Source organism: Microbacterium sp. NPDC056736 (genome assembly GCF_042790415.1).
Lineage (GTDB): Bacteria > Actinomycetota > Actinomycetes > Actinomycetales > Microbacteriaceae > Microbacterium.
The window spans coordinates 657,184-670,787 of sequence record NZ_JBHTZE010000001.1 but is presented as its reverse complement, the minus strand read 5'-3'; the positions used below and the strand labels follow the sequence as shown (position 1 = coordinate 670,787).

10 protein-coding genes are annotated in these 13,604 nt (G+C 72.3%); 6 read left to right on the top strand and 4 right to left on the bottom strand.

Annotated elements, in window-relative coordinates; all coding sequences use genetic code 11:
* Positions 1–32 precede the first annotated feature (32 nt).
* The gene (locus ACFRAL_RS03085) at positions 33–569 is read right to left on the bottom strand and encodes a DUF1697 domain-containing protein (RefSeq protein WP_378879597.1); all 537 of its coding nucleotides are present in this window, start codon (positions 567–569) and stop codon (positions 33–35) included.
* A 154-nt stretch (positions 570–723) separates the two neighbouring features.
* Here ACFRAL_RS03085 and ACFRAL_RS03080 point away from each other — a divergent pair, with 154 nt between their 5' ends.
* A complete protein-coding gene (locus ACFRAL_RS03080) occupies positions 724–1,596 on the top strand; it encodes an SDR family oxidoreductase (protein WP_378879594.1) in 873 nt (290 codons plus the stop codon).
* Between the two features lie 35 nt (positions 1,597–1,631).
* Here ACFRAL_RS03080 and ACFRAL_RS03075 read toward each other — a convergent pair whose 3' ends face one another.
* A complete protein-coding gene (locus tag ACFRAL_RS03075; protein ID WP_378879591.1) occupies positions 1,632–4,181 on the bottom strand; it encodes a DEAD/DEAH box helicase in 2,550 nt (849 codons plus the stop codon).
* 99 nt (positions 4,182–4,280) lie between these two features.
* Complete coding sequence (locus tag ACFRAL_RS03070) at positions 4,281–5,144, bottom strand: SGNH/GDSL hydrolase family protein (RefSeq protein WP_378879588.1); 864 nt, start codon at positions 5,142–5,144, stop codon at positions 4,281–4,283.
* Positions 5,145–5,345: 201 nt separating this feature from the next.
* Between ACFRAL_RS03070 and ACFRAL_RS03065 the strand changes: the two genes are divergently transcribed.
* Both ACFRAL_RS03065 and ACFRAL_RS03060 read left to right on the top strand, forming a co-directional pair.
* Positions 5,346–5,663 carry a GNAT family N-acetyltransferase gene (locus ACFRAL_RS03065; RefSeq protein ID WP_378879585.1) on the top strand — a complete coding sequence of 106 codons (318 nt, stop codon included), beginning with the start codon at positions 5,346–5,348 and terminating at the stop codon, positions 5,661–5,663.
* A 13-nt stretch (positions 5,664–5,676) separates the two neighbouring features.
* Complete coding sequence (locus ACFRAL_RS03060) at positions 5,677–6,699, top strand: pirin family protein (protein ID WP_378879583.1); 1,023 nt, start codon at positions 5,677–5,679, stop codon at positions 6,697–6,699.
* Positions 6,700–6,894: 195 nt separating this feature from the next.
* On the opposite strand, the gene ACFRAL_RS03055 is transcribed toward ACFRAL_RS03060, so the two are convergent.
* Positions 6,895–9,912 (bottom strand): S8 family serine peptidase, encoded by a 3,018-nt coding sequence (locus ACFRAL_RS03055; RefSeq protein ID WP_378879580.1) that lies wholly within the window; start codon positions 9,910–9,912, stop codon positions 6,895–6,897.
* 142 nt (positions 9,913–10,054) lie between these two features.
* Between ACFRAL_RS03055 and ACFRAL_RS03050 the strand changes: the two genes are divergently transcribed.
* The 3 genes from ACFRAL_RS03050 to ACFRAL_RS03040 all read left to right on the top strand — a co-directional run bounded on the left by ACFRAL_RS03050 (position 10,055) and on the right by ACFRAL_RS03040 (position 13,540).
* Positions 10,055–10,606 (top strand): ECF transporter S component, encoded by a 552-nt coding sequence (locus tag ACFRAL_RS03050; RefSeq protein WP_378879577.1) that lies wholly within the window; start codon positions 10,055–10,057, stop codon positions 10,604–10,606.
* 82 nt (positions 10,607–10,688) lie between these two features.
* Positions 10,689–12,692 (top strand): ABC transporter ATP-binding protein, encoded by a 2,004-nt coding sequence (locus tag ACFRAL_RS03045; protein ID WP_378879574.1) that lies wholly within the window; start codon positions 10,689–10,691, stop codon positions 12,690–12,692.
* Positions 12,689–13,540 carry an energy-coupling factor transporter transmembrane component T gene (locus ACFRAL_RS03040; RefSeq protein WP_336393872.1) on the top strand — a complete coding sequence of 284 codons (852 nt, stop codon included), beginning with the start codon at positions 12,689–12,691 and terminating at the stop codon, positions 13,538–13,540. The genes ACFRAL_RS03045 and ACFRAL_RS03040 overlap by 4 nt, the downstream gene beginning before the upstream one ends.
* Positions 13,541–13,604 lie beyond the last annotated feature (64 nt).

Below are 13,604 nucleotides of genomic sequence, written 5' to 3'. Positions count from 1 at the left end.
CGCACCCGGCGTGACCTGTGGAGGAAGCCGCGTCAGCACCACTTCGCGGCGATGGCCGTGACCACCGCGAGATTGCGGTTGGTCGCGACCCCCAGCAGCTTCGCCGCGTTCAGCGGGTCGACGGACCCCGCCTGGTATCCCGGCCCCAGCAGGGCGTGCGCGGCCCGCCCGCGCACGACCATCTCGCCCTCGGCCGACGCGAGCGCCTCGATCCGCGCCACCGCGTCCGCCGACGGCTCGTCCTTCAACAGGTACACGTAGTGCCGCTCCAGCCCGGGACGCTCGGCGCTCAGCGCCGTGGCGTCCCGGGCGATCTCGGCGAGCTCCGCCGTCGTGAACACGATCGCGGGGACCTCGAAGCCGCGGTCGGCCGCGAACGCCCGCTCGAGGACCGCCTCGATCTTCGCGCGCGAGCGCATCGGCGTCGTGAAGCGCACGTTGCCGGTGTTGATGTGGGTCTCGACATCGGTGAATCCGACGCCCTCGACGACGCGGCGGATGTCGTCCTTGGGGAACTTCCGGTTCGCGCCGAGGTTGATCGCCCGCAGGAAGGCCACATAGGTGGGCATGACGTCATCATTCCGGATGCCGGCGACACCCGGCATCCGTTATCGTCGTCGTCATGCAATGCCGGTGAGCCGCTTCCATCACCCTGCCGCCCGCTGCGATCCGCGCGGGCGCATGATCCGGATGCCGCGACACGGCGTCCACGAAAGGCATCGCATGTTCCCCTCCTCCTCCCTGCCGCTGCGCGGCAGGACCGCCCTCGTCACCGGCGTCTCACGCCGGCGCGGGATCGGGTTCGCCGTCGCGTCGCAGCTCGCGCGCCTCGGCGCCGACGTCTTCGTCCACCACTTCCGCCCGCACGACACCGTCCTGCCGTGGGGCGGCGACGACCTGGACGCGGTGCGCGACGCGCTGCGTGCCGAGCTCACCCCCGGCGCCCGGCTCGGCGACCTCGGCGCGGACCTGCGGGACGCGGCATCCGTTCCCCGTGTCATCGAGGCGGCCCGCGCACTGACCGGCCGGCTCGACATCCTCGTGTGCAACCACGCGCAGTCCGGCGACGACGGGTCGATCCTCGACATGACCGCGGACCGGCTCGACGGGTTCTGGCAGGCCAACGCGCGCTCGACGATCCTGCTGACCCGCGAGTTCGCCGCCCTCCACGCCGGCGACGGACCGGGTGCGCGACCCGGCGAGCGCATCGAGCGTCGCGGACCGTTCGCCGAGCCCACCGGCCGGGTGTTCTGGATGACCTCCGGCCAGACCCACGGCCCGATGCGCGGCGAGGTCGCCTATGCCGCGAGCAAGGCGGTGCTGGCGGGCATCACGAAGACGGTGGCGGCGGAGCTGCTCGAGCTCGGCATCATCCTCAACACGATCGACCCCGGCCCCGTCAACACCGGCTACCTCGACCCGGAGACGACCGACCGGCCGCTCGACGAGATCGAGGCGTGGATGCGCTCGACGCCCTTCGGCCGCTACGGCGAGCCGGCCGACCCGGCGCGCCTGATCGGCTGGCTCGCGAGCCCCGACGGCGCGTGGGTGGTGGGGCAGGTGCTCTCCACGGACGGCGGGCTCGGGCTCGGCTGACGAGGGGGCTGGTCGACGACGCCTCGCCGCGCCGCCTACAGCCGCACGACCTCGGTGATGCGTACGACGGCCGTCCCCGCCTCCTCCGAGGCGGGCAGGTCCACCACCCCGCGGATGCGCCAGTCGTGGTCGCCGGCCGGGTCGTCGACGGTCTGCTCGACGCGCCAGAGACCGGATGCCGCGGCATCCGTCTCATCCACCGTCACCAGGCGCGGCGACCGGGCGGCGCCGCCCGTCAGGATCTCGTCGTGCTCGTCGAAGTACGCGTCGAGCGCGGCCGGCCAGTCGACGTCGGGATCGAGCTCGACGAGTTCGTCGTCGCGCTGCAGCGCGGCCAGCTGCACGCGCCGGAACAGCTCGTTGCGCACCAGCACGAGGAAGGCGCGGCGGTTGGTGAGCACCGACGGCGGCGCGGGCGGGACGACCGGCGCGGCGGGGTCGTCGACGGGATTGACCAGCGCCTCCCACTCGTCCACCAGGCTGGAGTCGACCTGCCGCACCACCTCGCCGAGCCACGCGACGAGGTCGTGCAGGTCCTCGGTCTGCGCCTCGGCGGGCACCGTCTGCCGGATGGCGCGATAGGCGTCCGAGAGGTAGCGCAGGACGAGGCCCTCGCTGCGGGCCAGCTGGTACTGCGAGATGAGCTCCGAGAACGACAGCGCGCGCTCGAACATGTCGCGCACGACGGACTTAGGCGACAGCGCGAAGTCGCGCACCCACGGCTGGCTCGTCGCGAACACCTCGTACGCCTGGGTCAGCAGCTCCTCGAGCGGCTTGGGGTACGTGACCTCCTCGAGCAGCGCCATGCGCTCGTCGTACTCGATCCCGTCCTGCTTCATCGCGGCCACCGCCTCGCCGCGCGCCTTGAACTCCTGCTGCGCGAGGATCGGCCTCGGGTCGTCGAGCGTCGCCTCGATGACGCTGACCACGTCCAGCGCGTAGTGCCCCGTCCCGGCGGCACCGGCGGTGTCCTCCGGGTCGAGGAGCTCGATCGCGGCGAGCGCGAACGGCGACAGCGGCTGGTTGAGTGCGAAGTTCGGCTGCAGATCGACGGTGAGACGGATGCCGGGCGCCGCGGCATCCGCTCCGCTGCGGTCGACCTGGACGACGCCGGCGGTGACGAGCGTGCGGAAGATCGCGATCGCCCGCCGGGCGAGCTCGTAGCGCCGGGCGCGGGGCTCGTGGTTGTCGAACACGAGCGAGCGGACGTGCTCGAACACGTCGCCGCCGCGCGCGATCACGTTGATGAGCATCGCCGCGGTGAGCTGGAGGTGCGGCACGAGGGGCTCGGGTTCGGCGTCGACGAGCCGCTCGAACGAGCCGATGCCCCAGTTCACGACGCCGGTCGGCGCTCTCTTCCGCACGATCTTCTTGCGCTTCGCGGGGTCGTCGCCCGCCTTGCGCAGCGCCGCCTCGTTCTCGATCTCCCATTCGGGCGCCATCACGACGACGGTTCCGGACGTGTCGAACCCGGCGCGGCCGGCGCGACCGGCGACCTGGTGGAACTCGCGCGCCGTGAGCTGCCGCATGCGGGTGCCGTCGAACTTCGACAGCGCCGTGATGAGCACGGTGCGGATCGGCACGTTGATCCCGACGCCCAGTGTGTCGGTGCCGCAGATGACCCGGAGGAGGCCGCGCTGCGCGAGGGTCTCGACGAGACGGCGGTAGCGCGGCAGCATGCCGGCGTGGTGCACGCCGATGCCCGCGCGGACGTAGCGCGAGAGGGTGCGCCCGAAGGCCGTCGTGAACCGGAAGCCGCCGATGGCCTCGGCGATGGCGTCGCGCTGCTCGCGGCTCACGATCTTGATGGACGACAGCGCCTGCGCGCGCTCCATCGCGGCGGCCTGCGAGAAGTGCACGACGTACACCGGGGACTCGCCGGTCTGCAGCAGCTCCTCGACGGTCTCGTGGATGGGCGTGCGGGCATACGAGAAGTGCAGCGGCACGGGGCGCTCCACGCCGGTGATGCGCGACACCGTGCGGCCGGTGCGGCGCTCGAGGTCCTCGGCGATCGCCGTGACGTCGCCGAGCGTGGCCGACATGAGCACGAACTGCGCCCTCGGCAGCAGGAGCAGGGGCACCTGCCATGCCCAGCCGCGCTCGGGGTCGCCGTAGTAGTGGAACTCGTCCATCACGACCTGGTCGACGGCGGCGTCGGCACCCTGCCGCAGCGCGAGGTTCGCGAGGATCTCCGCGGTGCAGCACACGATGGGAGCGTCGGGATTCACCGACGAGTCGCCGGTGACCATGCCGACGTTCGCCGCGCCGAAGATGTCGACGAGCGCGAAGAACTTCTCGCTCACCAGCGCCTTGATCGGGGCGGTGTAGTAGGTGCGACCGCCGCGGGCGACGCACGCGGCGTGCGCGGCGACGGCGACCAGCGACTTGCCGGTCCCGGTCGGCGTCGACAGGATCACGTGCGAGCCCGACACGATCTCGATGACGGCCTCGTCCTGCGCGGGGTACAGCGCGAAGCCCCGATCGCCCGCCCACTCCACGAACGCGTCGTACAGGGCGTCGGCGTCCGGGCCGTCGGGGGATCCGGATGCCTCGGCCGCGGCCGCGATCGTCTCGAGTAGCGTCACCCGATCGAGTCTGCCCGACGTTGCCGCCGGCGCGGGCCGCTCCCGTCCCGACGGCAGGGGCGGGACGGATGCCGCGGGCCGCGGCATCCGTCACCGTCATCAGCCCGCGAGCACGGCCTGGATCACCTGGGTGTACGCGGTGTACCCCGCGTAGGTCGGGTGGAGGAAGCCGGCCGGATCATTCACCGGGTCCAGCCCGAACCAGGGATCGCTCGGCGCGCCGGGCACCAGCTGCACGCCGTGCCCGAGGAACGCCTCCACGACATCGGCGTAGACCACGTTCGCACCGTTCGCGGCGGCCAGCGCCACCGCTGCCTGGATCACGGCGTTGAGGGCGTCCGTGGCTGTGTTGACGGCCTGGGCGAGGGCGGCCAGCGCCAAGCACTGCTCGACCGGTGCGACCAGCGCGCACGCCTGCACATCGACCGGCTCGAGCAGGTGCGGGTAACCGGTGACGACGATGGTGGCGTTGGGCGCGCGCTGCGCGATCTCGCCGATCAGCATCGCGAGCGGTTGAACGAGGCCGGGCGCGTCGTCGATGACGGTCTGAACCGCCATCAGGCACGCATTGAGGTCGCCGCCGGCGGGAACCGCCGCACACTGCGCGTACACCGCATCGAGACCGAGATCGTTCGCGCCCACGGTGAGCGTGACGAGGGTGGTGCCGCGGTTCACCTGCGACAGCTGGGCCCAGGTCTCTTCGATCGTGGCGCCGGAGCAGCCCGGGTTGCGGAGCAGATTGATCCTGGGCACATCGTCGAGCTGGGCGGCGTAGCCCCCGTCGGTGCGAACGCACGAGTCCAGGGGGACTCCTCCGCCCTGGCCCGCCGCGATGGAGTCGCCGAGAGCCACGTACTTCGCCACCGGCTGCGGCGGCGCGGCCGTCGCGCTTGCCGCTCCCGCTCCGATCAGGCCGATTCCGAGTGCCATCGCCGCGACCGCGGCGAGAATGCGTCGTTTCATGATTCCCCTTCGAATCCCCAGCGTTCCGATCGATTCCCCCGTGAATCGGCTGCTGCCTCGTCGCCGTCTTCTCGCCCGAGGGACGCCGCAGTTGATGCCGACGATAGACCCGCGGCATCCGTCCCGCCAGGGGCCCCCGCGCGCGCTGGCGGAATCACGCGCACGACACGTACGTTGAAGGGAACGACGGAAGGAATCCGAGTGACCGACACCGAACAGATCACCGTGACCCGCAACGACGAGGAGCATCGCTACGAGGTGCACGTCGGAGACGTCCTCGCCGGCTTCACGACGTTCCGCATCGACTCCCGCGGGCGCCTGCTCTTCCCGCACACCGAGGTCGACCCGGCGTTCCGCGGACGCGGACTCGCGCAGGCGGTCGTGTCGGAGGCGATGACGGATGCCGCGCGCCGCGGCGAGACCGTCGTGCCGCACTGCCCTGTCGTGGCCAAGTACCTGCGCGAGAACGAGGTCCCCGGGCTCACGATCGAGTGGCCCGGCCAGCCGCACCCCGAGTGAGCGGACCAGGGCGATGACCCGCCTCGACGCCTCGTCGACCGCCGGCGGCCTCCGTCCGGACGCGATGGAGGTGGCATCCGCCGTCGAATGCTCCGGCCCGCGCACGCTGCTGCTCGAATCGAGGGAGGTCCCGCTCGGGGGCGTCCGCGCCATGTCGGTGCATCGCTCGCTGCCGCAGCGCGACCTGCCGCTGGTCGGCGCCTGGTGCTTCCTCGACCGGTTCGGTCCGCAGGACGCCCGCATGCGGGTGGAGCCGCATCCGCACATCGGGCTGCAGACGGTGACGTGGCCGTACCTCGGCGATGTGCGCCACCGCGACTCGGTGGGCAGCGACGTCGTCGTCCGCCGCGGGGCGCTCAACCTCATGACCAGCGGCGCGGGCATCTCCCACTCCGAGTACTCCGTCGGCGACGGCCCCACCCCGCTCGACGCGCTGCAGCTGTGGATCGCACTGCCGGAGTCCCGCCGCCACGGCGCGCCGGCGTTCGAGCAGCACGACGTGCTGCCCGACGTCGAGCTTCCGGCGCTCCTCGGCTCCCCGGGCGCGGCGACCGTTGTGCTCGGCGAGCTCGCCGGGGTCGCGTCGCCGGCCACCGTGTACACGCCGATCGTCGGGGCGGAGCTGCGCATCCCGCCCGGCGCGACGGTCCGCGTTCCCCTGCGAGCGGCGTGGGAGCACGCGCTCATCGCCGTGGCGGGCGAGGCCGAGGTGGCGTCCGCCGTCGGCGACGGGACCGGCACCGTCGTCGTCCTGGACACCGAGCACCTGCTGTACCTCGGAACCCAGCGCGACGACGTCGTGCTGTCGAGCGCGGCCGGCGCGACGCTCTTCCTGCTCGGCGGCGAGCCGTTCGAGGACGACGTCGTGATGTGGTGGAACTTCGTCGGCCGCTCGCACGAGGAGATCGTCGAGGCGCGCGAGGCGTGGGAGGCCGGCTCGGAGCGGTTCGGCCGGGTCGTCGACCACGGCGACGAGCGCATCCCCGCCCCGCCGCTGCCCGCCGTGAGGCTCACGCGGCGTCGGCGACGGCTCTAGGCCCACCCGCCTTGGCCTCGGCCTCGCCCGCCGTACACAGCGTCGGAGGTTTTCGCCGACACGCCGGGGCGAGGCATCCGTCGCCCGGCGCGCCGCCCGAAGCCTCCGATTCTGTGCACGCGTCGCGGCGACCCCGCCCCGGCACGCGAAGAGGCGCCCGGGCCGCAGCCCGGACGCCTCTTCGGTGTGGAACGGTTACGGCACGTCGACCGAGACGACCGTGCGCACCTGCGAGTCGCCGTAGCGCACGACACCCAGGTAGCTTCCGCTCTCGAGGCCCGACCACGACAGCTGGAACTGCGTCGGCGTGGCCTCGGTCACCGGCAGCGGGTTCGGGGTCGCGGTGAGCGATCCGAGTCCGTCCGGCGTGACGAGAGCCGAGGTGGCCTGCCAGGTGAAGGGGTCCGTGTACGAGTACACGTGCGCCTCGATGAGGTAGTAGCCCGCGGTCGGCGCCACGATCTGGACGGCCTCGTCGGCCGAGGCCGAAGCGGACTGCCAGTTCTCGTAGTAGCGCAGATCGGTGGGGCCCACCACACGGTAGACCGTGAGGTCGAGGTCGGATCCGGTGTCGTCGGACGAGTCGAGCGCGAAGCGCGCCAGCTCGGTCCCGGCGGCCACCTGGACCAGCTCGTACGTGTACCCGTCATCCTCGGCCCCGGTGGCCTCGGTGCCGTCGATCAGCACGTCCTCGCGAGCGAGGCCGGCCAGGTTCAGCGGGAGGTCGCCCGTGATGCCCGGCGTGATCTCGATGTCGACGCTGCCGTCGGCACCCTCGCCCTCGACCTGCGCGGGAGCGGCGGCCGTCACCGGGAACACCGCGATCGGCGAGCGCACCTCGGTCTCGCCCGACGTCCAGGTGAGGAAGCCGGTGGCCCACTGCTCGACCGGGGCGTCGCCCTTCGCGAAGGAGACCGTGAACGACTGCGTCTCGCCCGCCGCGCCGAAGGTCAGCGTGCTCGGCTCGACGGTCACGTTCATGCCGGGGACGGATGCCTCGGCGGTGAACGTGCCGGCCTGCGTCGCGGTGACCGTGCGGGTCACCGTCTGCGGGCCGGGGAGGGTGCCGATGCCGAACGACGCCAGGTTCAGGTCGCTGGGATCGGTGGGCTCGATCTCGCCGAAGAGGTCCTCGCCGAGCGCGCCCTCGAGGTACCCCGCCCAGTCCGCGGGACCGTTGAGGTACAGCAGCCCGGGCTCGAAGTACTTCGTCGGGTCGACGTGGCCGGCACCCTGCGCGAACGGGTCGGTGCTGTCGGTGCCGTCGGCCTTGACCGTGTTGTACGCGGTCGTCATGAGCGCGGACTTGATCTCGGCCGGCGTGGCCGTCGGGCGCTCACCGAGGTACAGCGCGCCGAGGCCGGCGACGTGCGGCGACGACATCGACGTGCCCGACTTGAAGCCGAACGTCGGCGCCTCGGTCGGACCGTTGTGGGTGGCGGCGACGATCGCGACACCCGGAGCCGAGACGTCGGGCTTGATGACGTCGGCGCCGTCGGCGAGCATCGGACCGCGGCTCGAGAAGCCCGCGACCTGCGGGGTCGGGGTCTCCTTGCCGGTGATGTTGTCACCCACGAGGGTCGCCGTGGCGTCCGCGGTGCTGCGCACGTAGTCCAGCAGCGCCGTGCGGTGCTGCGCGTCGATGTGCACGGTGGGGACCGAGTGGAAGTCGTTGTCGAGCGAGCCCGGGGTCACGTTCACGAGGATCATGCCCGTGCCGCCGGCAGCGGCGACCTCCTGCGACTTCTCGACGCGAGCGTTCGTGCCGCGGTCGCAGACCACGATCTTGCCGGCGACCTTGGCCGGGTCGAGCGTGCCGAGGAAGCACAGAGCCGCCTCGTTGGGAGCGGCGCCCGCCTTGGCGACGTCGCCCGAGTACACGACCGGACCGGTCAGGCTCTCGCCGAACGGCACGGTCACCGAGGCGCCGGCGGCCTGGAAGCCGTTCGGCAGCTTGACGGTGCCCTCGTACGTCGGGATGGTGGATGCCGCGACCGTGGTGTACCACGGCGACGCGTGGTCGGCCGTGGCGGCACCGGGGCCGCTGTTGCCCGCGCTCACCGCGACGAACACGCCGGCGGCCGCCGCGTTGAAGAACGAGATGTCCTCCGGCTGGAGCACGGTGGTGGCCGAGCCGCCGCCGATCGAGTAGTTGATCACGTCCACGCCGTCGGCGACTGCGGTGTCGATCGCGGCGAGCAGGTCGCTCAGCGCGCAGATGTCGTCGCTGGTGACGAGGTCGTCCGGACCCACGTAGCAGGCCTTGTACGACGCGACCTTCGCGGCCGGGGCGACACCCGAGACCTCGCCGAAGCCGACGCCCTCGACCGACGCCTCGACACCGAAGTTGCCGGCCGCCGTGCTCGCGGTGTGCGAGCCGTGGCCGTCACCGTCGCGCGGCGACAGGTAGTCGTAGCTGAAGTCGAAGCCCGTCGCCGCGGCGCCGTCGGCGAAGAACTGCGCGCCGATGAGCTTGGTGCTGTAGAGGTCCTTCGTCCAGCCCTGGTCGGACGCGTCCACGCGCCGGGCGCGGTACTCGTTGCCGTCGGACTTCTTGAAGACGACGTTGTCGCCGTTGATGTACGGCTTGCCCGTTCCGGGCTTGCCGATGAGCTTGTCGCCGGCGAACGACGGGTTCTCCGGGGCGATGCCGGTGTCGACCACGCCGACGACGACGCCCTTGCCGGCCTCGGCGACGCCGCCGACGGCATCCCACACTCCGCCGGTGCCGGCGTCACCCGAGCCGAGTCCGAGGAACTCGGTGGACGGGACGGCGTCGGGGTGGCGGATCTCGTCGGGGTACACCCCGAGCACGTTCTTGTCGCTCTGCAGCTTCGCGACCTGAGCGCCGTCGAGGTCGGCGGTGAACCCGTTCAGGGTCACCTGGTACGTCGTGGCGGGCGTGACGCCCGCCTCGGCGGCGACCGCCTGCTGCTCCTTCTTGAGGTGGGCGATGTACTTCTGCGAGTTCGCGGAGTGCGCGTCCAGCTGCCTCCCGGTCTCGGGCTTCGTGCGCTGGATGCCGGCCTGGCCGCCGTCGTACGTCGCCAGCGGTGCGTCCTTCAGCATGACGATGTAGCGGCCGGAGGGCGCATCGATCGGAACGGGGGTTCTCACCTCCTCCGGCGCCGCGCCGAAGCTGGCTGTGGCAGTGCCCGTGAACAGTGCGGCGAGTGTGACGACCGCGGCTGCTCTGACGGAGGATCGACCCATCGTGGCCTCCATATTGGTTTTCGTGGGGAGTCGCTGCGCCACTTCGTCGGGGCGCAGCGACCTCAAACCTAACTCTCGGTTGATTCTCGGTTAATGAGAGCTCTGTGAGAATCGAGAGGCCTCCCGCCGATAGGCTGGGCAGGTGGCTGAGCCGACCCGACTTTCGACGAGCGTTCTGCTCACCTGCGCGGCCATCGGCGTTGCGACGGGTGTTCTGCAGGCCGGCGCCGGGGCCGTCAGCGGGTTCGTCTCGGCGGGCGCGCCGATCCTGTACGGGCTCGTGCTCGGGGTGCACGTCCTTCCGGGTGTGGTGGCCCAGGAGCTGCTCCGGCGTCCGTGGGTCGCGCTGATCACGCACCTCATCGCGGCGCTCGTCGCCAGCGCCGTCGTTCCGCTGTGGATCGGCCGGTACATCGGCACCGCCCTGCTCGTCGGCGCGCTGCAGGAGCTGGTCGCCGCCACGTCGCGCTACAAGCGCTGGGAGCCCTGGCGGTTCTTCCTCTCGGCGGTGATCGTGGGCGCCGTGATCGCTGTGGCGATCTGGTTCGCCGCGGACGTGTCGCGGTTCCCGCTCTGGGGACAGATCGTCTACGTCGCGCTCTTCATCGTCGGTCCGGTGGCATGGACCGCCGTGGGGCTCGGGATCGGCGCGGCGCTGCGCCGCGCCGGCGTGGCGCGCCGAAGCAGCGCCTGACGTCGTCCGCGCCCGCGAGCTCGTTTCGCCGCCACCCAGGACGCGGGTAGGTTAGGGAAGGCTAAGTTTCCACCACGATCGGATGCCCGTGTCCACTGCCGCGCCGCTGCTGCGGGTGCGCGAGCTCGGCGTCACCCACGACGGCGAGACCGCCCCGGCGCCGGCATCCGTGTCGTTCGACGTCTCACCGGGTGAGGTCGTGCTGCTCCTCGGACCCAGCGGCTCGGGCAAGTCGACGCTCACGCTCGCGCTGAACGGGCTCATCCCCCACACGGTGCCCGCCGACGTCACGGGATCCGTCGAGGTCGGCGGCCTCGACACCCGGCACACCGCGGTCGCCGAGCTCAGCACCCGCGTCGGCATGGTCTTCCAGGATCCGGACGCGCAGCTGGTCACCGGAACGGTTCTCGACGAGGTCGCGTTCGGTCCGGAGAACCTGCGGATGCCGGTGCCCGACGTCCTCGCCCGCACCGAGGCCGCCCTGCGCCGCGTGGGGCTGTGGGAGCGCCGCTCCGAGAACCCCGACCGGCTGTCGGGCGGCGGACGTCAGCGGCTGGCGATCGCCTGCGCCCTCGCGATGGGCTCGCCGCTGCTCGTGCTGGACGAGCCGACCGCGAACCTCGACCCCGCCGGGATCGAAGAGGTCTACGCCGCCCTGGCCGAGCTCGTGGCCGCCGGGGATCGGGCCATCCTGCTCGTCGAGCACAACCTCGATGCCGCGGTCGGATTCGTCGACCGGGTGGTCGTGCTCGATCACGACGGGCGGCTCTTCGCCGACGGCACCGTCGACGAGGTCCTCCGCGGCCGCGCCGAGGAGCTGCAGCGGATGGGTGTCTGGCTGCCCGTGTCCACGATCGCCGCGCTGCGTCTCCGCCGCGCCGGCTTCGCGCTCGAGCCGCTTCCGCTCACCCCCGACGAGCTGCGCGCCGCCCTCGACGCCGAGCCCGCGCCCGTCCCCGCAGCATCCGCGTCTCCCCCCGCACCGGCCCCCGCGGCATCCGGAATTCGGACAATCGCGCAGATTCCGGATGCCGCGCCCGCCGCAGTCCGGAGAACCGCTGAATCTCCGGTTTCCGAACCGGCCGCAGGCAAGCCAACCGGCCCGCTCATCCGCGTGCGCGGCCTTACGCTGCGCCGCGGCCGCACCGAGGTGCTCCACGACATCGACCTCGATGTTCCGCGCGGCGCGTTCGTCGCGGTCGTCGGGGCGAACGGCGCGGGCAAGACCAGCCTCATCCAGGCGATGGCGGGCGTCGTCGCGCCGCCGAAGGGCACCGTGCACGTCGACGGGGTCGACGTCGGTCGCGCTGACGCCCGCACCCTGAGCCGGCGCATCGGCTTCGTGTTCCAGAACCCCGAGCACCAGTTCATCGCGCCCACGGTCTTCGACGAGATCGCGCACGGCCTGCGGCTGCAGCGCCTGCCCGAGGAGGAGGTGCGGACGCGCACGACGGCTCTCCTGGATCGATTCGGGCTCGCCTCGAAGGCGGCGAGCCACCCGTTCCTGCTGTCGGGCGGCCAGAAGCGGCGGCTCTCGGTCGGCACGGCGCTCGTCGCCGGGGCCCCCGTGCTCGTGCTCGACGAGCCCACCTTCGGCCAGGACCGTGCACGGGCGGAGGAGCTGCTGTCGCTGCTGTCGGAGCTGAACGCCGAGGGCACCACGATCCTGGTGGTGACCCACGACATGCAGCTGGTCACCGACTACGCCGACCGCACCGTCGTGATGACCGGCGGCCGCGTGCTCGCCGAGGGCCCGACCGCCGAGGTGTTCGCCGACGACGCCCTCATCACCGGCGCAGGCCTGCGCCCGCCGCCGCTGCGGCGTGCGCTGCGGAACGTCGTGCGCCACCCCGAGCTCGCCCGCATCGCGCGTCTGGCCGATCTCCCCGGCAGCCGGGCGGCCCTCCCGCGCTCCGAGCCCGACGGGGCGCCCGCCCAGCTCCCGAACGGCGCCGCGTCGGCCGAGCTTCCGAACGACGCGTCGAGGTCGCCCGAGGTCGCCGATCCCAACCGCTCCGCCACGAATGGTCAGGAACTCGGCCCGCACGCGGCACCCGCCCCGCACGCCGCGGGAGGTGCGCTGTGACCGACACCGGGCCCCTGACCGTGGCGACCGCGTCGCGCAGCGCGGTCGATCCGTACGCGCGGCGGGTCGAGGCATCCGCTGTCCGCTTCCTCTACGGCCTCAACCCGCTCGCCAAGCTCGCTGCACCACTGCCCGCCGCCGCGCTGCTCGTCTTCGTGCGGGACGCCGCGACCCCTGCGGCCTTCCTCGCGCTCGCGTACGCCGTGCTGCTGGTGGGCGTCTCGTTCACGCGGCGCCTGGCGGCGATCCTGTTCCTCGTGCTGCCGCTCGGTGCCCTGATCATCGGTTTCGGGTTCGCGCTGTGGACGGACGCGTCGCGCGTCGACCAGTCCTGGGTGGCGTGGCAGCTGGGCGGCTGGACGATGTACGGCGGAGCCCTCGCCGTCGGCTTCGCCACCGGGCTCCGGCTGTCGGCCATCCTCGCGCTCACCCTGATCACCGGCCTGTCGACGACGGGTCCCGACCTCGTGCGCGCCACGGTGCAGCAGCTGCGGGTGCCCTACCGGATCGGCTACACCGCGCTCGCGGCATTCCGGTTCCTGCCCCGTTTCGGGTACGAGCTCGACGTGATCCGTCAGGCGCATCGCGTGCGCGGTGCGCACGGCGGACGGGGGCCGTTCGTCGCGGTCGCGCGGTGGTTCGGCTACATCGTGCCGCTTCTGGCCGGAGCGATCCGCCACGCCGAGAGGGTCGCGCTCGCGATGGATGCCCGCGCCTTCGGGGCGCATCCCGACCGCACCGAGCGGTACACCGTGCCGTGGCGGGCGCGCGACACCGTCTTCACGCTGGCCTTCTGGGCGGTCTCCGCGGCTCTGCTCGCCGCCACCTTCCCGTGGGGTCTGGCCTGACCTCGAGCGGGCCTCCGCTCGGGAGCGACGGATGCCGGAGACCCGGCGCCTCCGCAGAGGGCCG

What these genes read in the sequence shown, in the direction of transcription:
- ACFRAL_RS03085 (WP_378879597.1), bottom strand. Translation starts at nt 569, where the DNA reads ATGCCCACCTATGTGGCCTTCCTGCGGGCGATCAACCTCGGCGCGAAC.
- ACFRAL_RS03080 (WP_378879594.1), top strand. Translation starts at nt 724, where the DNA reads ATGTTCCCCTCCTCCTCCCTGCCGCTGCGCGGCAGGACCGCCCTCGTC.
- ACFRAL_RS03070 (WP_378879588.1), bottom strand. Translation starts at nt 5,144, where the DNA reads ATGAAACGACGCATTCTCGCCGCGGTCGCGGCGATGGCACTCGGAATC.
- ACFRAL_RS03060 (WP_378879583.1), top strand. Translation starts at nt 5,677, where the DNA reads ATGACCCGCCTCGACGCCTCGTCGACCGCCGGCGGCCTCCGTCCGGAC.
- ACFRAL_RS03055 (WP_378879580.1), bottom strand. Translation starts at nt 9,912, where the DNA reads ATGGGTCGATCCTCCGTCAGAGCAGCCGCGGTCGTCACACTCGCCGCA.
- ACFRAL_RS03045 (WP_378879574.1), top strand. Translation starts at nt 10,689, where the DNA reads ATGCCCGTGTCCACTGCCGCGCCGCTGCTGCGGGTGCGCGAGCTCGGC.